Origin of the sequence: Xenorhabdus bakwenae, from assembly GCF_030272115.1 — a bacterium.
Lineage (GTDB): Bacteria > Pseudomonadota > Gammaproteobacteria > Enterobacterales > Enterobacteriaceae > Xenorhabdus > Xenorhabdus bakwenae.
Genome location: NZ_CP119194.1, coordinates 1,468,869 through 1,491,579 on the forward strand (window position 1 = coordinate 1,468,869; position 22,711 = coordinate 1,491,579).

Consider the following 22,711-nt stretch of genomic DNA (forward strand, 5'->3'; position numbering starts at 1 on the left):
AAATCAATATATTAATACTGTAAACATTGTAAATGTTGGTCAAAAATACTTATTTTTTGTCAGTCAATAATTAATTTTTTGCGCCATGAGTCACAGTGCACTTGTAACTTTTTAACTTCGTTGTAGACTTTACACAGTTTAGGGCGTTGTGCTTACCGCTCTTATATTTCAGAACACATCTTCTGATAAAAGCACAGTTACCTAACAGAACATTTTAACCAGTGGCTAACAATAAGGCTTTTAAAGCCAATTGCCTATTTGGATGATAACGAGGCGTAAAATGAAAAAGACAGCTATCGCAGTAGCAGTGGCAGTAGCAGCTTTCGCAACTGCTGCTCAAGCAGCTCCAAAGGACAACACCTGGTATACCGGTGCTAAACTGGGTTGGTCTCAATACCATGACGTAAATTTCTACGGTAATGGTTATGATAACCGGATTGGTAACGGCTCTACCCATAAAAGTCAGCTAGGTGCGGGTGCTTATGTCGGTTACCAAGCAACCCCATACTTAGGTTTTGAACTGGGTTACGATTGGTTAGGTCGCATAGCTTATAAAGGCAGCACCGATAATGGCGCTTTCCGTGCCCAAGGTATTCAACTGACCACGAAACTGAGTTACCCAGTGCTGGACAATCTGGACGTTTATACTCGCCTTGGCGGTATGATATGGCGTGCAGACTCTTCTGCAACCTATAATGCCAATGCAATCGCTGGAACGGGTGAAAAAGATCAGCGTAGACTGAAAAACGACGACACAGGTGTTTCTCCTCTGGCCGCGATTGGCGTCGAATACGCATTGACCAAAAATCTGGCAACCCGTTTGGACTACCAGTGGGTTAACAATATCGGTCATGCCACTACCGTTGGTGCCCGTCCAGATAACGGCCTGTTGAGCGTTGGCGTTTCTTACCGTTTCGGTCAGGATGAAGCTGCGCCAGTCATTGCACCAGTAGCACCTACTGTTGTGCCAGCGCCTGTCGTTGAAAATAAGAGCTTTACTCTGCGCTCTGATGTTCTGTTCAATTTCAACAAATCAACACTGAAAGCAGAAGGTAGACAAGAACTGGACAACCTTTATAACGAACTGGCTAAAATCGACCCAACGCAGGGCAAGGTTCTGGTACTCGGTTACACTGACCGCATCGGCAGCCAAAATTACAACCTGCCATTATCTCAGAAACGTGCTCAGTCCGTCGTAGATTATCTGGTTGCTAAAGGCATCCCAGCAGATAGCATTCAGGCTGAAGGTCGCGGTAAGAACAATCCTGTTACTGGTTCTATCTGTGACAAAATTAAAGTTCGCACTAAACTTATCGACTGCCTGGCTCCAGATCGTCGTGTAGATATCAATATTCAGGGCACGACTGAAGTGACCACTCAACCCAATGTGGTTCAGTAATATCGTTATCATCAAGTCAATAAAAGCCCCATTTTAGTGGGGTTTTTATCTGTCTATCGTGGGCTTATTTCCCTAATATTGCTTCCAAATCCTGCTTCAAACTCGACATTTGGTGAGTATACTTTTCCCGATATTCCGCATCTTCCAATAACTGTATGATGGTTTCTGACAGGGTATTGCCACGACGTCGGGATAGCGCTGAAAGCCGCTGCCAAACACGAAAATCCAAATCAATGGATTTCTTACGCGAATGTTGATGTTCAGCATTAAAATGACGTTTACGTCGCGCCCTAATCGTTTGCTTCATTCGGTTAGACAAATCTGGATTCATATGTAAAGAAATCCATTTCAGTACCTTGACTGGCTCGCTTTCTAAATGCATTAATTCATTGACCGCATCTTGCGCTGCACTTTTTTCAATGTATTTAGTAATCGGCTCACCTTCACGGTGTTTTTTTGCCAAATAAGCCCATTTCCAGCCACATTCCAGATTTTCCAATTGTTGATATTTCATTTCATCTCTCAGTGACAGCGTAACTTAAATCAAGCATAGCAACTATTTCTTTAAATTGCCTATAACAACACAGAATATTGGCATATCTTACAAGCAATGAAAGCGCTGGCCCAAATGTCGTTTCTTTCAAAATTCTGGCATGTTGGTTCATTGCCTAATCTTGTATAATAAATGATTCCCTTTTCACTATATGATGTAGCTATCACCTTGACGAATATAAAACTAGACTGGCAGGCATTACAGCCAAACAATGCGCCTTATCAGGCACTCTTTAATTCTGTCGCTGAATTGTCCCCCATTACAATGGATGTGGCTCAACCCAGGCTGCATAGTGGGTTATCCCTGTTTTGTCAGGCCTCCCTGCGTCAACCTTTTATGCTGCTGAAAGCAGAAGAAAGTGATGTTTATCTGTCTCTTCTATCCAATACTGTTTCCTCCCTGCTGCCGGAGAGCTGCCCTAATATCGGTGGTTATTACCAGATAGAGCACCAAACCATCACCTTGCACTCTTCAGGGGAAGGTATTTTTGCGCCAACTGAACGAGTTGCTTACCGTGAGTGGATTGAGCCAGAGCAATTATTTGGCAATGTCTATACGCACCAAGGAATACTTCAACTACAACCAGGCCTTATCCATCAAGTCAATGGTGGTATTTTAATTTTGCCTCTGCGCACCCTGCTTTCTCAGCCATTGATGTGGGTGCGTCTCAAGCAGATGATTATTCAGCGCCGTTTTGACTGGTTGTCACACGATGAAAATCGTTCCCTGCCATTGCCGATACCGCCAATGGAATTGGATCTGCGTCTGATTTTAGTCGGTGACAGGCTCAGTCTCGAAGAATTACAGGCCATTGAACCTGAGCTGACAAGCAATGCATTGTATGGCGAATTTGAGCTGGATATGCCTTTCCATGCAGAAGATGATCTCACAATATGGTGCCAGTACGTTAGTGGAATCATTCAGCAACAAAACTTGCCGCCATTAAGTGCTGATGCCTGGCCTGAATTGATCAAACTTGCTACCCGTTACACAGAAGATCAATTCCGGTTACCTCTGGATCTTCCATGGATACAGCAAAAATTGGCAGCCGCAGCTAATTATCAGCAGGAAAAGCAGATCACCAAACATTCCCTGCAACAAGCGGAAGATAATCGTACCTGGCGTCATGGTTATTTGGCTGAACGCAGCATAGATGAAATTCTGAAAGGCCAGATATTGATTCACACGCAAGGCTCAGTTATCGGCCAAATCAATGGGCTATCCGTACTCGAATATCCTGGCCATCCTGAACCAATGGGTGAACCTTCCCGTATCAGTTGTGTTGCACACTTAGGAGATGGGGAATTTATCGATGTAGAACGCAAGGTTGAATTAGGCGGCAATATTCATGCAAAAGGCATGATGATCATGCAGGCTTATTTAATTTCTGAATTGAAATTAGATCAACCACTACCGTTCTCTGCTTCGATTGTATTTGAACAATCCTATAGTGAAGTGGATGGAGACAGTGCTTCACTCGCCGAATTGTGTGCCCTTATCAGCGCCTTGTCACAACAACCTATTGACCAGCAAATTGCCGTTACTGGTGCCATAGATCAATTTGGTTATGTCCAACCTATTGGTGGCGTTAATGAAAAAATTGAGAGCTTCTTCCGTATATGTCACTACCGGGGGTTAACCGGTCGTCAGGGTGTCATTATTCCAACCACAAATGTTCAACATTTGTGCCTAAATCAAGGTGTTATTGATGCGGTAAAAAATGAGCAATTTCATATTTGGCCAGTTGAGCATGTTTCTGAGGCTGTGTCATTGTTAACGGGGATCCCTTATTATGATCCACAAAAAGAACACTTGTTAGCTATGATATGTGAACGCATTGCACAAGCTAATATTCAAGAACGACCCCGGCTTCCCTGGTTTCTCCGCTGGCTAGATTAACTCCATCACTATCTGATCGGAGTTGTTGAGCGTACAAGTGTACGCTACTCTCTAGCCCTACACGATTATAAGGCTATCTGTGAATATGTTTAAAAAACAAGAGTCCTACACGAAAGAAGAACTTCAAGCCTCTGGGCAGGGTAAATTGTTTGGTGAAAATGGGCCACCACTGCCTTCTGGCAATATGCTGATGATGGATCGCGTCACGAAAATGACAGAAACCGGCGGGATTTACAATAAGGGGTATATCGAGGCTGAACTCGATATTAACCCTGAGCTGTGGTTTTTCGATTGTCATTTTGTTAATGATCCTGTCATGCCCGGCTGCCTTGGCCTTGATGCCATGTGGCAGCTTGTCGGTTTCTTCCTGGGCTGGATCGGTGGAGAAGGTAAAGGCCGTGCACTCGGCGTTGGGGAAGTCAAATTTACGGGGCAGGTATTACCAACAGCCAAAAAAGTGACCTATCGCATTAATCTCAAGCGTGTCATTAATCGCAAATTAATTATGGGCCTGGCTGATGGTGAAGTTCTGGTCGATGGCAAACTGATTTATACTGCAACTGATTTGAAAGTAGGCTTGTTTAAGGATACTAGTGCCTTTTAATGAATGATAGCCTCTCTGAGCACCTCCGCGACTACGGAGGTGCTTCGGCTTTTTGATTAACCCACATACGATCTTTTTGCGCCTGGCACCATCCCCCTATGCATACTCGGTTAACGTTGCAAAGAGAGTTGCCGGGCAATAGATTTTCCTAACTGGCTGTAACCCTTAGCTAATGTAAGCACTAATTCAGCGTAGCCATCTTTTTCCTGCTTCAACTTAAGACTGAATGACCGCCTTATCACGCTGTCTGGGTTAGACAATATCCAATAGCCTTCAATCAATACCTGACCATCATAGCGCCCGTGAAAAGCAGTTATCGTGATATCCAGCGCATCTGCGTCTTTTTCTAATTCCTGCTGAGAAACCAAACGATATGGAAATGCTGCGCTCAGTTCTGAAATCAATACTTGTTGTAACTGTTGCTGCAATGGGCTAGCCCATAAATGGTTCGATGCATTGATATAGCTCACCTCCCCTGTCTGATACACAATTCCTGGAGCGGCAAGGTAGTCAGCCAGGTTAACCCTTTTTATCCACAACTGCCGTTCATGTTTAGCCCCTAATTTACCTTCCTGCGATACCAAGTTAGCCAGGACCGGTAACTGATAATATGTTTTTTGTGGCTGGCTATCGCTGCATCCTGCAATCAACCCACTTCCAACAATAAACATACTGGCGGAAATAAAAAATGCCAATTTTGAAATCAATTTTTTCATCAGTCAGGTGCCTTTTTGGGTTCAGGATCTTTTATCGCTTCAGCTTCAAATACCAATGCATTACTCTTGTTATTGAGCGTCTTTAAAACAGGTTGTAATTCACGTAATACCTGCTCCAACTGTTGCATATTATCCATCAGCTGACTATAAGCGGGTGAGCCTGGCTGGATCCCCTGCATACTGCGGTTCAACTCATTTAATGTATTTTGTATATCTTTAGGCAATTCCTGTGCTTCCTTACTTGCAAGAACGCGATTTAATTCATCCATTGTTTTCTGCGCTGTTTTGATTGCTGTTTGACTTTCTTTAAGCGTCTGTGTTGCCTGAATAAGCACCGGTTCAATCGGCATATTGTTGATCTTATCCAGCACCGTAATGACTTTTTGTTGAATTTGCGCCAAGCCACTACTTACTGTAGGCAAAATCTTATAACCTGAGATTTCATATGGGCCTTTCCAGGGTTTCTCATTAGTGAAAAAGTCCAGATCAATAAACAACGCACCTGTGAGTAAATTGCCCGGTTTCAAAGTAGCTCTCAACCCTCTGGCAATAGTTTCCTTCAATTCGTTATCTGTGTTGAATCCATTACCTAACTCTTTCACAAATCGTCCAGGCTCTACATGAATCAATACAGGAATACGGAAGTCATTGTCGATGCGCTGCTTAATATCTTCACTATAAAAAGGCACTCTTGCTACCGTTCCTACTCGAATACCACGGAACTCGACAGGCGCTCCCGGCTGTAAGCCACGCACAGAATCAGAGAAAAACAGTAAAAAGTCTGTATGTTCTGCATACAGGGCGTTTTGGATACTTTTCTCGCTATCGTAGAGTCTAAAGACCTCTTTTTCCTTCACTGAATTACCCAGTTCCCAACCTTTTGGTACATCAAAACTCACACCACCGCCAAACAAAGTCGATAATGAAGTAACTTCAACCCGTATACCTTGTGATGACATATCAAATGTGACACCGCTGTCTTTCCAGAATCTGACATTTGTAGTCAGTAAAGCGTCATAAGGTGATTTAACGAAAATTTGGTAACGAACCAATCGGGATGTTGGATCAAAAGTGCCGGCCTCAACTGAACCCACACGATATCCCCGAAATAGCACTGGATCTCCGAGCGTTAATCGTCCTGCTTTTTCACTGGTCAGGATCAGACGAATACCTTTTGCATCAGGGGAAGCTAGCGGGGGGGCATCAAGCAATGAAAAGCGGCTTTCTTCTTCGCCTTGTGTGCCGGGCTGTAATTCGATAAAAACACCGGACAGTAATGTACTCAGACCAGAAACACCTTCACGGCCAATCTGAGGTTTCACAACCCAGAAAGCTGTATCTGTACGTAACAAGCGACTCATTCCATCATTTAGACGGGCTTTAATAATAACTTGCCCCAAGTTTTCGCTCAAAGACACGTTTTCGACAACACCAACGTCAACACTGCGGCTTTTAATTTTAGTTTTACCTGCCTCAATACCTTCAGCATTAGACGTAATCAATGTGACTTCCGGTCCCTGATGACTGAAATGGTAAAACAGTATCCAAGCCCCAATCAGCACAGTGATAATTGGTACGATCCATACAGGTGACCAACTCTTAAGTTTACGAATTCTGGCCTGAGTCAGATCTTCTTCTTTATCCGTCACCTTATAACTCCTCATTCTTATGTCGCTCAAATTTACGATTGGCTTTGTCCCAGGTTAAACGCGGATCGAACATGATTGATGCAAACATCGTCAAAATAACAACCAGGGCAAACAGGACCGCGCCCAGGGCAGGATAAATACTCATCAGTTGCCCCATTCGAACCAACGCGGATAGGACGGCAATAACAAATACATCAATCATTGACCAACGCCCAACAAACTCCACCATTTCATAAATAAAATTCATCTTTTCTGAGTCATGGCTTGTCTGACTTTTTGCATCCCAGCATAACCAACCAATAGCCAGCATTTTCAATAAAGGTATCATGATACTGGCAATAAAAATAACCATTGCAACAGGATATGAGCCAGAACCCCAAAGCAAAATAATGCCTTCCAGAATGGTGGAATTAATTTGCTGTCCCAGTGCCTGAGTCACCATGATAGGTAAAATATTCGCTGGAATATAAAGTATGGCTGATGTTATCAGGAGTGCCATTGTGCACTGAAGGCTATTGCGGCGGCGTGCCCCCCCCTTTGGTATGGCATCGCGGGCACCGGGATTGTTGGGCGGGCAAGATGGCGGTACAACTTTGGCAAAGCCTGACACCTTGCACCAGGCCGGGCTTTCCTGCCTGCAAGGTATGGCAAATTTTAGGCGCCGGAGCAATTTCATTCCAAAACCAATGCCTGTCAAGGCACTGAAATGCCCTGACCTGAAACAGACAAAACAAGCAGTAAGGGAAAAAACTCAGACCGATACTGATTTCACCATGTGCTATAAGTTTAACAAAGCTGACTAACACGCCCGCCAGGAAGATTTCTGCCATGCACCATGTCTTCATCTTAAACAGAATGCGCGCCAACTCTATTTTCAAGCGGCGCGCCATTTTAGCGTTCTGACATAAGAGGATGATGGCAACCATACAAAATGTCGGCACAAGCTGAACGAAGACCAAAAAAAGCGCAGCCATGCTGGAGTAGTCTTCGTTGAACATCACTTGGGGGATCTGAGTCAACTTTATTTCACTCACAATCCCCGCCACACTCATGCTAACAAAAGGAAACAGGCAAGCGAGAAAAAGCATGATTAATGCGCTTAATGCATAGCCTGTTGGTTGATTGCGTGGCTCTCGCCATTTTGCTGTCAGTAACGCATGACACCGTGGACAAACCGCCTTTTTCCCTTGTTCCAAATCAGGCACAGCCACCAGCATGTCACACTGGGGACAAAGAACCAGCTTATCGTGCTGGTGGTTATTGGAACACAAAGTGTTTCTCCTTTAGCAAAAACCCCAAGTTTCTTTTATGCGGCAGCTATTATCCATTTTTCATCATTTCCAATTCCTGCCAGCGATCAAACGCTTTTTCCAATTCTTGTTCTTTATTTGCCAGTTCATTCAGAACATTTTGCGTAATTTCATGTGGTTGATTGAAGAACTCCGGGTCACTGACCTGAGATTGCAATTTATTTATCTCTTCTTCTAATTTCTCTAATAATAATGGTAGTTGTTCTAATTCACGCAGTAAATGGTAACTTAGCTTATTGTTTGTTCGTTTAGGTGATTGTTTCGGCTTAACTGCCTTGTTTTCAGCACTAACTATTTTCTCCGAAGCCTGGCGCAGGGAAACTGTTTGTGCCTGTTGCTGCTGGGCATCGTAATATCCCCCCGTATAATTGTTGATTTCACCGTTGCCTTCAAAAATCCAGCATTCAGTGACTGAATTATCAACAAATTGGCGGTCATGGCTGACCAAAATCACGGTTCCGGTATAGCTATCAACTAATTCTTCAAGTAACTCCAATGTTTCAACATCAAGGTCATTGGTCGGCTCATCAAGAATAAGCAAGTTACTTGGTTTCAAGAATAGACGAGCCAGCAATAAGCGATTGCGCTCACCACCAGACAACGCGCGTACAGGGGTCATCGCGCGTTTGGGATGGAACAGGAAATCCTGCAAATAACCCAATACATGACGGGAACGTCCATTAACCATGACTTCCTGCTTACCTTCAGCGAGGTTATCCATAACGGTCTTATCCGGGTCCAGTGCGGCACGATGCTGATCAAAATAAGCCACTTCAAGTTTGGTCCCACAATGAATACGCCCGCTATCTGCTGACAAATCGCCTAACATTAATTTCAATAATGTCGTTTTACCGCAGCCGTTTGGTCCCACTAACGCAATTTTGTCACCACGTTGGACTTTAGCCGAAAAATTTTTGACTAATGTTTTACTACCAGTCTGGTAATTCACATTTTCCATTTCAAACACAATCTTACCGGAACGTGTCGCTTCTTCGACCTGCATTCTCGCCGTTCCCATAACATTGCGGCGTTCAGCATGTTCCACACGTAATGCTTTCAATGCCCTTACCCGGCCTTCATTACGGGTACGCCGTGCTTTAATACCCTGACGGATCCAAACTTCTTCCTGCGCCAGTTTTTTGTCAAATTCGGCATTCTGCAACTCTTCAACCCGCAGCGCCTCTTCTTTTCCATCAAGATATTTATCGTAATTTCCCGGCCATGAGGTCAGCTTTCCGCGATCCAGATCAACAATACGTGTCGCCATGTTGCGAATGAATGAGCGGTCATGGGAAATGAAGACAAGGCTGCCATTGAAGTCTTTCAGGAAATTCTCCAGCCATTCAATAGTATCAATATCAAGATGGTTGGTTGGTTCATCAAGAAACAGCACTTTTGGAGAGCAAACCAGCGCCCTGCCCAATGCCGCCTTACGCAACCAACCACCAGACAATGAAGCGAGCTTCGCTTCTGCTGGCAAGGAGAGTTGTTTTAATACGTCGCTAATCCGGCTATCCAATGTCCATAGGCCATGGATATCTAGCACTTCCTGCAACTCAGCCAGATGGTTGAGATTTTTCTCGCTAGGATCGGTTTCTACCAAACGCAAAACATTATGGTACGCTTTGATGTATTCAGCCTGCTCTTTTACCCCTTCCGCAACAAAATCAAATACCGTACCTTCTATGTCACGGGGAGGATCTTGCTGTAAGCGCGCAACAATCAGATCTTGTTCATAAATCACCAGGCCATCATCCAATGGTTGTTCTTTTGCCAACACACGCAACAATGTGGATTTTCCCGCACCATTGCGCCCAACCAGACAGACTCTATCGTTTTCTTCGATATGCAGTTCAGCATTATCCAACAGCGGCGCATCACTGAATGATAACCAAGCACCGGATAAATTAATCAATGACATAATGTTATTTGCCCTCGCCAACGTGATGCAGCAACCAGCAGTTATGGATCTGATTATTACGGGTAAAATCCTGAGATAAAGTCTTTTCTGTTATTTCGTTTGCAACCAGACCTAGCTTATTTAATTCAGCAAAATCCATTTTAAAACCCCGTTTATTATTGGAGAACATTAAGGTTCCACCCGGACGTAACAGACGTTTTAATTGTTTCATTAATTCGATGTGATCACGCTGAACGTCAAACGTGTTTTCCATTCGCTTGGAGTTAGAGAATGTTGGAGGATCAATAAAGATAACATCAAATTGTTCACGGGTCTGAGCTAACCATCCTAAGCAATCAGCCTGAATCAAGCGGTGCTGATGCCCGGTTAAGCCATTAGCCTGTAAGTTTTTCTCTGCCCATTCAAGATAAGTGCGAGACATATCGACCGTAGTTGTCGAACGTGCGCCCCCCAATCCTGCATGAACTGTCGCCGAACCGGTATAGGCAAATAAGTTAAGGAAATCCTTGCCCCGGCTCATCTCACCCAGTTTTTTGCGCGCGATACGGTGATCAAGGAATAATCCCGTATCTAAATAATCAGTCAGGTTAACCCAGAATTTCGCACCATACTCGTTGACCAAAAAGAATTCTTGCTTCTCAGCCATTTTTTCATACTGGCTTTTGCCTTTCTGACGTTGGCGCGTTTTCAGGATCAGTTGGTTGGATGATAAGCCGAGCACATTCATTGTTGCACTGATCACATCAAACAGGCGTTGACGGGCTTTATTGACCTCCACAGATTTCGGGGGCGCGTATTCTTGCACAACGATTTTATCGGCATAGCGATCAACAGCAACATTGTATTCAGGTAAATCCGCATCATATAAACGATAACAATCAATACCCTGCTGCTTGGCCCATTTACTGATTTTTTTCTCATTTTTACGCAGACGGTTAGCATAATCTTCCGCGATACCGATATCCAGTGACTGAGGTTTATCCGTTAGCTGTTCACTTTTCTGGATGAAATAATTCTTCTGGATACAATCCAGAGGGCCATTTTTAGCCTTAAATTCACGCTCTGCGCGTAATTGCAAACAACCCAACAATTCAGGCGAAGCACTAAACAGTGATAAACGCCAGCCAGGGAAACGGGCTTTCATCACGCGACCCAATACACTGTGCAGCGCGATCAGTGCAGGTTCACTTTCAAGACGTTCTCCATAAGGCGGGTTGCTTAATACCGTGCCCTCTGCTCCTTCCGGCAGAGGGTTTTCCAGTTTACTGGCATCTCCCTGCTGGAACTGGATCAATTGGGACACCCCGGCCCTACGTGCATTTGAACGTGCCATATCCATGACACGACGATCAATATCTATGCCAAAAAAGCGGGAAGTCGTTTCCTGTAGCCCCTTACGGAAACGGACCTGTGCTTCTGTAGTCACTTCACGCCAGATTGTTTCATTGAATTGCAACCATGATGTGAATCCCCAATGCTTACGATACAAGCCGGGGGCGCAATCTGCCGCCATCATGGCCGCTTCTATCAGCAACGTTCCTGAGCCACACATTGGGTCAACCATTGGCGTTCCTGCATTCCAACCAGAACGTAAAATAATCGCGGCAGCAAGGTTCTCTTTCAGTGGTGCTTGTCCAGCCAGATCACGGTAGCCACGGATATGCAGGCTATCGCCACTCAAATCGAGTGACACGGTGGCTTTCTCTTTATTCAGGAAAACCTGAATACGGACATCAGGTTGTTGTTTAGCAACATCAGGACGTTGTTTTATTTTGCGCATAAAACTGTCGACAATCGCGTCTTTTACTTTCAATGCGCCATATTGTGTATTTCTGATCTCCTCATTCGTGCCGTTGAAATGAACAGAAAACGTACTGTCAACTGAGAAAATCTCGCTCCAGTCAATGGACTGGACACCAAGATACAGATCCAAATCACTATAAACTTTAAATTCGTTAAGTGGCATCATGATACGGGATGCCAGTCTGCTCCACAGCAAACTTTTATACATCATCCGATCATCACCCTGAAAATGAACCCCACCCTGGGCAATCCTACAGGATTGCGCTCCCAGGATTTCCAGTTCGTTCTTTAACAGTTCTTCCAGTCCACGTGCCGTGCTGGCAAAGAGAGAGTTCATCTTATTAATCACCACAAAAGTTCACCACCAAAAAAATTGTGGCACATTATAGCCAATACCTTCGACATGTCCTAAAGTTGCTGACACAATAAAGATAAAAATACTTTGGCAAAGATAAAAATATTTGGGAGATAATGGATGTTAACTTTGTCGCGCCTCTATACCTACCCCGTCAAATCCATGCGTGGATTACAATTCTCTCATTCTCTCGTCAATGAAAGTGGCCTGATGTTTGATCGCAACTTTATGATCACCACCACAGAGGGGACTTTTATTACTGCCCGCCAACATCCACAGATGCTGCTATTTACTCCAGCTATGCTCCATAACGGTCTGTACTTGCAGGCACCAAACGGAGAAAGCGCCACTGTACTTTACGATGATTTTAAAGAGGAGCGCCTCCCCACTGAAGTTTGGGGAAATCATTTTACCGCGTTAGTCGCTCCTGAGAGGGTGAATAGTTGGCTCAGTGGCTTCTTTAATAAACCTGTACAATTACGCTGGCTCAGTGAGGAACTAACACGACGGGTCAAGAAATTCCCCGATATTTCTTTATCATTCGCAGATGGTTTTCCCTATTTAATTATCAATGAAGCCTCTTTTCATGCCTTACAGCAACGCTGCCCTGCCAGTATTAAATTGGAGCAATTCCGTGCCAATATCCTTGTCACAGGTGCAACCCCTTTTGAAGAAGATAGCTGGCAAACCATCCAAATTGGCGATATTGTTTTCGATCTGCCAAAACCGTGCAGTCGCTGTATTTTGACAACAGTCAGCCCGGAAAAAGGCCGTAAAAATCCGCAGAGTGAGCCACTGGCTACACTACAGTCTTTCAGAACAGCCAAAGAAAATGGTGCGGTTGATTTTGGGCAGAATGCCATTGCCCGTAATAGCGGCATTATCCGAGTTGGGGATCGCGTCACCATTTTGGAAAAGAGAACGCCACGCGAATATGGTAGTGGTGAACACGCGGCCGATTTGCCTGTAAAGGAAGAAGCTCAACAGTCCGTTGCTATTGAATTCAATGGACAACGTTTTATTGGCAATAATCAGCAAATTATTTTAGAACAACTCGAAGATCAAGGTATTCAAATTCCTTATTCATGTCGTGCCGGAATTTGTGGCTCCTGTAAGGTATCCCTGATTAAAGGGGATGTATTGCCACTAAAATCAACTTCCATTAAGGATAATGGAAAAATTCTGGCATGTAGCTGTATACCTCAAAATGATTTAGTTATTGAATTAAATTAAATATTAATAACATATACCAATCCCACTTCAAGATGCGCGTTATATTTCCACGCACAGCGGGGAAATATAACGCGCATCTTGCGGATTGCAACTTGAAGTTTATCGAGTAAATAATGATAATATTTGCATTTAAATCAGGCAGTATAAGTAAGTCACCTGTCTGATTTTTACTATTTAAAATTATATCTTAATATGATGATAATTAGTGAATGCTGCTTTTTTGCATGCATTGACCTACAATATGAGGACAGTGTGAATATTTCCCTGCATTATTAGTAAATATCCGTGACTCTGATCATCCATGATTTTTAAATAAAAAATTTATAACAGTGATCGACCTTACATTTATTTTTAAAAATCCACCTCATACATATATTCACCAAACTCTTCGAAATAAAATTGTTGAGTTTTCATAAAACGTTCATCAAATGTTTCTAATGCATCCGCTGCCGAAACTCTTGCTCCAGAGGATGGAGAATGATGAATGAAATAGCCATAAATATTTTCACAGTCTTTTTTATAATTTATAGTATCTAAAATATGATGATGCCATATTTCATCTATTTCAATAGATGGAATAAGATCTCTTCCTTCCTTGTTATATTTATAGATAAGAAACATAAATTTTTTATACTGTTCCACAGCATCACGTGCACCTTCTTCTGTCCATACCCTAGCTATATTAGGGTTTTCTTGTGTAATCCTCTTTATGATACTTTCAAAATCAACACTTTTTACTTTTTCGAAAAATTCTTCTTTAGTCATTTTAACAATTCTCTTTTTTACTTATTAAATAATAAAGCAGGAACGGAAATTAATTCTATCCCTGCAAGTATTTACAAATTTAAACATTATCTACTGCTAACCAAAACAAAATAGGACTATTACATATTTATGGTTTAGTCTTTAACTTCACATGCTGATGGTTTGGCCATTTTACGTTCTTTAACTTCACAGGCTGATGGTTTAGCCATTTTACGTTCTGTTTTCATAACATTCACCTCTGTTAATTAGTTTTTCAATGTCAATTTAATATTCAATATAACAAAAATATAAATGACAAATGAAGTATAACTAAAGAGTATAAATATAGAATAATAAAAAATGAATATTCAGCGTTTTTTTGTATTTTAATTTTTAAATCATGCCATTATTAGATTTTATACTTTTTTTTGGTTTTTATTTGCGTGTTTTTAAAATAATATAATGATATTATCATTTAAAATGAAATTTAATAAAACACCGCATTATCCTCAATAAACTCACTAACAAAACAGTAACCAATGAATATCTCTTTGATAATGCCTGATTTTCTATAAAGTGCAAGTAAACCCGTTTTGACTGTTCCCGCTCTTTCGACTCAACAGCCTAACGACACTAAATTGCCCTATCATATATCGATGACTGAGTTGGCTCGACATAGGGCATGATGCGATCATTCATGACCTTAATGGGATCACAGAAATTCATGACACGACCAGGCATCTCTAACTTTTGTTGGGCCAGTAGACACAAGCTGGCATTGTCACCCACTTCTGCGACCATGAACAGCGCCTCAGTACCGCTATCCTGTAATTTAAGCTGAATGATTTCACCGTGTTCTGGTTGCTCTGCCAAAGAAAAATGGGAAAAATACCAGCTCTTAGGCATTTGTGGTTTCATAAAACGTAACGCAACCACCCCGTTCAGCGCTAATTCAGCGCTAAACGCAGGCGCCATATTGATACGACGCAAATGCTCTTCAAAAGTGTAAAAAAGCGCAGCATCATCGACTGAGAATGACATTTCTTTCATTGCAACAGCATAATCAGTCAATATTTTGGCCGGGAAACAAGAACGAAAAACCATGCCATTAGCGAGATCAAGCATGACACGACTATGCTCAGGATCAAAATACCAGCGCCACTGATCATCAGGTCTAATTTTCATTGATTACCCTTTTATGCTCAAAATAGCTTTTTTGGTTAAAAATAAGCATTACCAGCGAAATAAGAATTTTAAAAAAAATGATAAACTTTAATCTATAAGACAAAATATAGACGAGTTGAGGGCAGAAATAAACCCCCACCCTCAAATTGCAGCAAATATTCAGATATGATTAACAATATCTTTGATGAGTTTTGGCCCTTTATAGATAAAACCGGAATATATCTGAATTAATGAAGCACCGGCTTCCATTTTTTCTCTGGCAGCAACAAGTGAATCAATTCCACCGACACCAATAATCGGTATGTCACCTTTTAATTCTTGAGCAAGACGACGGATAATCTCTGTGCTACGCAACTGCACAGGGCGTCCACTCAATCCCCCTGCTTGCTGGCAATGATTTAATCCCGCGATAATATTCCTATCTAATGTGGTATTTGTTGCAATCACCCCATCAATATGATGGCGTATTAAACTATCAGCAATTTTTATTAATTCTTCTTCTGTAAGATCGGGAGAGATTTTAACAGCAACCGGAACATACTTTTGGAATTTTTGTTGTAGTTCAGTTTGCTTATTTTTAATCGCAGAGAGGAGATCATCCAGTGCATCACCGTACTGTAGTGTCCTCAAGCCAGGCGTATTAGGAGAAGAAATATTGATAGTGATATAACCTGCATGTGGATAAACTTTATCCATGCAAATTAAATAATCATCTTTTCCATTTTCGACCGGCGTATCTTTATTTTTACCGATATTGATCCCGATAATTCCGTCATATTTTGCGCGTTTAACATTCTCAACCAGATTATCTACCCCAAGGTTATTAAACCCCATCCGGTTGATGATCCCTTCCGCTTCAATCACCCGGAATAATCTTGGCTTATCATTTCCAGCTTGCGGGCGCGGCGTTACTGTACCAACTTCAACAAACCCAAAACCCATTGCTCCAAATGCATCAATGCAATCACCGTTTTTATCAAGACCCGCGGCTAAACCCAGTGGATTTTTGAAGGACAATCCCATACAAGTAACGGGCTTAGTGGCAACTGACTGGCGGATAAGAAATTCGAAAGGAGTACCGGCAACACGTTTGAGTTGGCGGAAAGTCAGCTCATGTGCCTGTTCAGGATCAAGCTGGAACAATGCCTTCCGTACTAGAGAGTAATACATTTAAATTAACCTATTGTTCTTTATGATTGTTTTTACGTGAGAATTGTCAGTGGTACATTTTGAATTATACGCAATCTCATACATATATAATTGCTGCGTTGTTGTAGCAGGAAGAGAGCGTTAATTTACCATTATATGAGTCAACAAAAAAAGCCCTCTCTATAATCAGCGGGCAGGCAAAAACAAACCCCGTTTAAAACAACAACGGGGTTTGTTAGCAATCTCATTTCCGGCAATGATCGAAAGAATATGTTACATATTAACTTTCAAGCGCCTTGGTAATCTTTTCGAACAAATCACCAGATAAATTCTCTATGTCTTTCAACTGCTCCAATGCCGCACGCATCAAAGCCTGACGTTTCTCATCGTAACGTTTCAGACGAATCAATGGATCAATCAAATGTGATGCGACTTGCGGATTTAGGTTATTCAGTTCGGTTAGCACTTCCACCAAGAATTGATAACCACGGCCATCGTCAGCATGGAAAGCGACGGCATTTTTGCTAAAGAATATTCTCAGCAGTGAATAAACACGGTTTGGATTGCTCAAACTGAAAGAACGATGTTTCATCAAACCACGCACTTTCTCAAGCACATCGAAGGCTGGGTTAGTTGCTTGCAGCCTGAACCATTTATCCATAACCAAGCCATTCTGATGCCAACGCTGATCAAATTCATCCATTAATTGATAACTGCAAGGCAATTCAGCTGATACAGCCGCAGATAAGGCAGCGATACTGTCAGTCATGTTATCAGCGTGATAATATTGCGCCGCCACTAATTTATCGGCCAACTCTTTGGTATCAATAAAGGCCAGATAATAGAGGCTGGTATTACGCAAGTCACGTTTTGCAATATCCTTATGCTCTACACGGTATGCCCCTGTCTGGAGACTGTGATAAACCGCAGAAAACTCATCCGCCATTTCATTAGCCAGTGTCTTTGTCATGGCACGAATGACATCATGGATAGCTTTCGGATCTACTACCGTAAATAGTTCTGCCACTTCATTTTCAGATGGCAGGGTCAAGATCAATGCGGCCAGAGCCGGATCGATCTCTTTATCCAACAATACAGCACGGAAAGCATCAATGACATGCATTGGCAATTCCAGTGGCAGAGATTTTTGGTGACGGGCAACATTCAGCTTCACATAGTTGGTTAGCAATGTCTGCGCTGCATCCCAACGGGAAAACTCATTACGCGCATGTTTCATTAAAAATGAAAGCTGCTCATCACTGTATGGATAATCCAATTTCACCGGTGCTGAAAACTCACGCAATAAAGAAGGAACTGGCCGTGATGGAACTTCATCAAAGACAAATGATTGTTCTGCATTAATAACATTTAGAACATGATGCACAGGCTGACCATTACGACGCAGCGGGATCACTCTTCCTTGTTCATCATAAAGTTCAATATCCAGAGGAATGTGCAGCGCTTGTTTCTCTTTCTGATCTGCCGTTGGTGATGTCATTTGACTGACATGCAAAATATATTGTTGCTTTTCTGCATCGTATTCATCACGGACAGTCAGCACCGGTGTCCCGGATTGGCTATACCAACGACGGAAGAGAGTCAAATCGACGTTTGAAGCGTCTTCCATCGCCTGGACAAAATCATCACAGGTAGCCGCGCTACCATCATGACGATGGATATAAAGCTGCATACCCGCCTGAAATTGTTCTTCACCCAATAAAGTGTGGATCATCCGAATCACTTCTGCGCCTTTTTCATAGACGGTCAACGTATAGAAGTTATTCATTTCCATCACCTGATCAGGACGGATAGGGTGAGCCATAGGGCCGGCATCTTCGGCAAATTGTGCAGAACGCATAACACGCACATTCTTGATACGGTTAACCGAACGTGAACCCAGATCAGAGCTGAATTCCTGATCACGGAATACTGTCAGCCCCTCTTTCAGGCTTAACTGGAACCAGTCACGACAGGTAATGCGGTTTCCGGTCCAGTTATGGAAATATTCATGCCCGATCACCGCTTCAATGGCGAGATAGTCTTCATCGGTCGCCGTTTCCGTTTTTGCCAGAACATATTTGGAATTGAAGATGTTCAATCCCTTGTTCTCCATCGCTCCCATATTAAAGAAATCAACAGCGACGATCATATAGATATCAAGGTCATACTCCAGACCAAAGCGGGTTTCATCCCATTTCATCGAATTTTTCAACGATGTCATGGCCCAGTCAGCACGATCCAGGTTACCTCGATCAACAAATAGCTCCAGTGCAACCTCACGGCCACTGCGGGTCACAAACGTGTCACGCAGGACATCAAAATCCCCTGCAACCAATGCGAACAAGTAAGCCGGTTTTGGGAATGGATCCTGCCATTTTACCCAATGGCGCCCGTCTGCCAGCTCCCCTTGTTCAATACGGTTACCATTGGAAAGCAGGAATGGATATCTGGATTTATCCGCAGTAACGCGAGTAGTAAAACACGCCAGAACATCTGGACGATCCAAATAATACGTGATGTGCCGGAATCCTTCGGACTCACACTGGGTACACAAAGCATCGCCAGATACATACAACCCTTCAAGGGCGGTATTTGCTGCCGGATTAATTTCATTCACAATTTTCAGAATAAACCGGGCTGGAAGTTGTTCAATCCGCAGCTTTCCATCCTGTTCCTGATAATGCTCCCACGCTTTATCATCGATATAGATGCCTTTTAACGTGAGATTTTCTCCATCCAAAACCAGTGGGGTCATGCCATTGACCTGACGTTTTACCTGACTGATTGCCGTCACCGTTGTTTTTTCAGCATCCAGTTCAAAATCGAGATCAATGTGAGTAATTGTGTAATCTGGTGTTTTATAATCCAGACGGTGTTTAACGAGTCGCTGTTGTGTCATAGGGAACCTTTTCCATTATTTTTAACAAGCATAAACGCTGCCATAGAGAAACTTTCCTTTCAATCAATAAGTCTCTTTTTTAGATGTTAATAACTTATTAAATAAAGGTATAAATAATGTGTCAGCATATTAGTACTTTCGTGCTAATTGTCATCTCATATCTCATTTAACATGATATTATCTCTAAATGGATTAACCTTAATCTTTAGATTCGGGAAAATATATGCAGTTATATGGCTTTAATAACCCAATAATCACGGTATACTCTCCCGACTTTATCGATTTAGCTGACACGAATATGCTCCGCGAGGATGCCTGACGCGCCATGACTTTAGACGCTACCCCGATTATCAAATCACTGCTTGATACAGATGCCTATAAGTTTCACATGCAGCAAGCAGTGTACCACCATTACAACAATATTCCTGTTGTTGCAGAATTTCGTTGCCGTGGTGATGAACGGCTCGGAGAATACGCCGAGCCATTACGTCATCAAATTGACATGATGGCAGACTTAACATTGACAGAATACGAAGTCGATTATCTTTCTCGCCTTCCGTTCTTCAAAGAGGATTACCTGAACTGGTGCAAAACATTCCGCTTTAATCCTGAACAAGTCGAAGTTTCTGTTACCCATGAAGGGCAATTAGCCATCCGCATTTCCGGTTTATGGCACGAAGTTATCTTGTGGGAAGTGCCTCTGCTTGCCCTGATCAGCGAATTGGTTCATCGTCATCACTCACCTGAAATAACGCCGGAAGATGCCGTTATTCAGCTGAGAAAACTGGTAGAGCTGTTTTATAAAGACGCTGCGGAAAAAAATATCGACCTATCCGGTTTTAAATTAATGGATTTTGGTACTCGCCGTCGTTTTTCACACGCAGTGCAGTATGCCATTATCAATGAGCTGAAAAATAGTTTTCCTTATTTGATTGGAACCAGTAATTATCAACTGGCAGAACAGCTTGATCTTCCGCCTCTCGGTACACAGGCCCATGAATGGTTTCAGGCCCACCAACAAATTAGCCCGGAACTTGCCAATAGCCAGAGAGCAGCACTCCAAACCTGGCTGAATGAGTATCCAAACCAGTTAGGCATCGCCCTGACTGACTGTATTACCATGGATGCTTTTCTGCGAGATTTTGACAAACCATTAGCAACAGCCTACCAAGGTCTGCGTCATGACTCAGGTGATCCCATTGAATGGGGTGAAAAGGCCATAGCACATTACCAATCATTGGGTATCGATCCAAAGACGAAAACCCTGGTGTTCTCTGACAGTTTGGATCTGCAAAAAGCACTGGCGCTGTATCACCATTTCCATAAGAGAGTTAATGTTGTTTTCGGCATTGGCACACGGCTGACTTGTAATATTCCGGGCATAAAGCCACTGAATATTGTTATCAAATTGGTTGAATGCAATGGTAAACCCGTGGCAAAACTGTCGGATAGCCCCGGAAAAACCATCTGTGAAGATGATGAGTTTGTCAACAGGTTACGTCGGGCGTTCGACATTCCCTATATAGAGAAAGTGGTATAGAAAAACGGCATAACCTGTCTGATTATCTTTTGCGTAACCGGCTTCATGCAGGTTACGCAAATAAAAAAACAACTTTTCCCTCTGTTTCCCCATTAAGACCCGCAATTTCCTCTTGTTTCCTGAGAGATGACAAGTAAGATAGGCGATCTGCTCCCTGATTAAGGGAGTATTTGGTAAATCTATCTAGTTATTAATCCACTATATACAAAAGAGAGAAATTTATGAGCGTAGCGCCTGTAGTCGATGTACTGCAAGGCCGGGTTCCGGTTGACAACGAAGTCACCGTGCGCGGTTGGATACGTACAAGGAGAGATTCTAAAGCTGGTATCTCGTTCCTCGCCGTCTATGACGGTTCCTGCTTTAATCCATTACAGGCCGTCGTTAATAATAGTTTACCTAATTATCAGGATGAAATATTACATTTAACCACGGGCTGTTCTGTCGAAATCACCGGTACGGTGGTGGAATCGCAAGGTAAAGGTCAGGATTTTGAATTGCAGGCCACTAAAGTCGTTGTTGTTGGCATGGTTGATGATCCTGATACTTACCCAATGGCGGCTAAACGCCACAGTATTGAATACCTGCGCGAAGTGGCTCATCTTCGCCCTCGCACCAATTTGATCGGTGCCGTTGCCCGTGTTCGCCATACGCTGGCTCAGGCCCTGCATCGTTTCTTCCATGAAAAAGGCTTCTTCTGGGTATCTTCGCCGCTGATCACCGCATCAGATACAGAAGGCGCTGGCGAAATGTTCCGCGTTTCCACGTTGGATTTGCAAAACTTGCCCCGCACAGATAAAGGCGAAGTGGATTTCAGCCAGGATTTCTTCGGCCGTGAAGCTTTCCTTACTGTATCCGGTCAGTTAAACGGCGAAGCTTATGCTTGTGCATTGAGCAAAATCTATACCTTCGGACCCACTTTTCGCGCAGAAAATTCCAATACCAGCCGTCACTTGGCAGAATTCTGGATGGTTGAACCCGAAGTGGCTTTTGCCGATCTGAATGATATTGCCAGGCTCTCTGAAGACATGCTGAAATATGTTTTCAGGGCCGCATTAGAAGAACGTGCTGATGATCTGGCCTTCTTTGCAGAACGAGTTGACAGCAAAGTTATCACTCGGCTGGAAAAATTTGTTGATTCAGATTTCGTTCAGTTGGACTACACCGATGCGATAGAAATTCTGGAAAATTGTGGTCAGGAATTTGAAAACCCGGTTTTCTGGGGTGTGGATTTGTCATCAGAGCATGAGCGTTATCTGGCAGAAAAACATTTCAACGCGCCAGTGATCATGAAAAACTATCCAAAAGACATTAAAGCCTTCTATATGCGCATGAATGACGATGGTAAAACTGTTGCAGCAATGGATGTATTAGCGCCAGGCATCGGTGAAATCATCGGTGGTTCCCAGCGTGAAGAGCGTCTGGATAGGCTGGATCAACGTATGGAAGAAATGGGACTAAATAAAGAAGACTACTGGTGGTATCGCGATCTGCGCCGTTACGGCACCGTTCCTCATGCCGGTTTCGGTTTGGGCTTCGAACGGCTGGTCGCTTATGTTACTGGCGTCTCCAACGTTCGTGATGTTATCCCATTCCCACGGACACCAAGAAACGCAAGTTTCTAATGAATCAGCTCAATAAATAAGCTAAAAATCAATCCCATGAAAAGCCAACGAAAGTTGGCTTTTTTTATTTTATAGCGAAAAGCACACTAAAAAAGTTCCCTGATATTTACATTTTGAAACATCTATTTTC

15 protein-coding genes and 1 pseudogene are annotated in these 22,711 nt (G+C 43.0%); 6 read left to right on the forward strand and 10 right to left on the reverse strand.

Translation table 11 applies throughout. The features are described from left to right. The first annotated feature begins 280 nt into the window (after positions 1–280). Positions 281–1,399 (forward strand): porin OmpA, encoded by a 1,119-nt coding sequence (gene ompA / locus PXH59_RS07865; protein WP_285811107.1) that lies wholly within the window; start codon positions 281–283, stop codon positions 1,397–1,399. A 64-nt stretch (positions 1,400–1,463) separates the two neighbouring features. Here the strand turns inward: ompA and matP are convergent, their stop codons facing one another. Further along, positions 1,464–1,913, reverse strand: a complete 450-nt coding sequence (gene matP / locus PXH59_RS07870; RefSeq protein WP_285811109.1) for a macrodomain Ter protein MatP — start codon at positions 1,911–1,913, stop codon at positions 1,464–1,466. 207 nt (positions 1,914–2,120) lie between these two features. Here matP and PXH59_RS07875 point away from each other — a divergent pair, with 207 nt between their 5' ends. Continuing rightward, positions 2,121–3,851 carry an AAA family ATPase gene (locus PXH59_RS07875; RefSeq protein WP_285811110.1) on the forward strand — a complete coding sequence of 577 codons (1,731 nt, stop codon included), beginning with the start codon at positions 2,121–2,123 and terminating at the stop codon, positions 3,849–3,851. Positions 3,852–3,936: 85 nt separating this feature from the next. Then, positions 3,937–4,455: a bifunctional 3-hydroxydecanoyl-ACP dehydratase/trans-2-decenoyl-ACP isomerase gene (gene fabA / locus PXH59_RS07880; protein ID WP_047768084.1), complete on the forward strand. Its 519-nt coding sequence runs from the start codon at positions 3,937–3,939 to the stop codon at positions 4,453–4,455. A gap of 110 nt (positions 4,456–4,565) precedes the next feature. On the opposite strand, the gene pqiC is transcribed toward fabA, so the two are convergent. The 5 genes and pseudogenes from pqiC to rlmKL form a co-directional block, all read right to left on the reverse strand. After that, positions 4,566–5,171, reverse strand: a complete 606-nt coding sequence (gene pqiC, locus PXH59_RS07885; RefSeq protein WP_285811112.1) for a membrane integrity-associated transporter subunit PqiC — start codon at positions 5,169–5,171, stop codon at positions 4,566–4,568. Beyond that, positions 5,171–6,820 (reverse strand): intermembrane transport protein PqiB, encoded by a 1,650-nt coding sequence (gene pqiB, locus PXH59_RS07890; RefSeq protein WP_434223351.1) that lies wholly within the window; start codon positions 6,818–6,820, stop codon positions 5,171–5,173. The genes pqiC and pqiB overlap by 1 nt, the downstream gene beginning before the upstream one ends. 1 nt (position 6,821) lies before the next feature. Further along, positions 6,822–8,091, reverse strand: a pseudogene (pqiA, locus tag PXH59_RS07895) (membrane integrity-associated transporter subunit PqiA). 49 nt (positions 8,092–8,140) lie between these two features. Continuing rightward, positions 8,141–10,051 carry an ABC transporter ATP-binding protein gene (locus tag PXH59_RS07900; RefSeq protein WP_285811116.1) on the reverse strand — a complete coding sequence of 637 codons (1,911 nt, stop codon included), beginning with the start codon at positions 10,049–10,051 and terminating at the stop codon, positions 8,141–8,143. 4 nt (positions 10,052–10,055) lie between these two features. Further along, positions 10,056–12,191, reverse strand: coding sequence for a bifunctional 23S rRNA (guanine(2069)-N(7))-methyltransferase RlmK/23S rRNA (guanine(2445)-N(2))-methyltransferase RlmL (gene rlmKL / locus PXH59_RS07905; RefSeq protein ID WP_285811118.1), 2,136 nt, complete (start codon positions 12,189–12,191; stop codon positions 10,056–10,058). Positions 12,192–12,329: 138 nt separating this feature from the next. Here rlmKL and PXH59_RS07910 point away from each other — a divergent pair, with 138 nt between their 5' ends. Next, positions 12,330–13,442, forward strand: coding sequence for a YcbX family protein (locus tag PXH59_RS07910; RefSeq protein WP_285811119.1), 1,113 nt, complete (start codon positions 12,330–12,332; stop codon positions 13,440–13,442). Positions 13,443–13,793: 351 nt separating this feature from the next. On the opposite strand, the gene PXH59_RS07915 is transcribed toward PXH59_RS07910, so the two are convergent. The 4 genes from PXH59_RS07915 to pepN form a co-directional block, all read right to left on the reverse strand. Then, on the reverse strand, positions 13,794–14,207 hold the full coding sequence (locus PXH59_RS07915; protein WP_285811121.1) for a glycine-rich domain-containing protein: 414 nt from the start codon (positions 14,205–14,207) through the stop codon (positions 13,794–13,796). 612 nt (positions 14,208–14,819) lie between these two features. Further along, on the reverse strand, positions 14,820–15,371 hold the full coding sequence (locus PXH59_RS07920; RefSeq protein ID WP_285811122.1) for a cell division protein ZapC: 552 nt from the start codon (positions 15,369–15,371) through the stop codon (positions 14,820–14,822). A 159-nt stretch (positions 15,372–15,530) separates the two neighbouring features. After that, positions 15,531–16,541: a quinone-dependent dihydroorotate dehydrogenase gene (pyrD, locus tag PXH59_RS07925; RefSeq protein ID WP_285811123.1), complete on the reverse strand. Its 1,011-nt coding sequence runs from the start codon at positions 16,539–16,541 to the stop codon at positions 15,531–15,533. Between the two features lie 259 nt (positions 16,542–16,800). Beyond that, positions 16,801–19,419: an aminopeptidase N gene (pepN, locus tag PXH59_RS07930; RefSeq protein WP_285811124.1), complete on the reverse strand. Its 2,619-nt coding sequence runs from the start codon at positions 19,417–19,419 to the stop codon at positions 16,801–16,803. 325 nt (positions 19,420–19,744) lie between these two features. On the opposite strand from pepN, the gene pncB reads away from it, so the two are divergent. Continuing rightward, on the forward strand, positions 19,745–20,959 hold the full coding sequence (gene pncB, locus PXH59_RS07935; RefSeq protein ID WP_285811126.1) for a nicotinate phosphoribosyltransferase: 1,215 nt from the start codon (positions 19,745–19,747) through the stop codon (positions 20,957–20,959). A 221-nt stretch (positions 20,960–21,180) separates the two neighbouring features. Beyond that, a complete protein-coding gene (gene asnS / locus PXH59_RS07940) occupies positions 21,181–22,581 on the forward strand; it encodes an asparagine--tRNA ligase (protein WP_285811128.1) in 1,401 nt (466 codons plus the stop codon). Positions 22,582–22,711 lie beyond the last annotated feature (130 nt).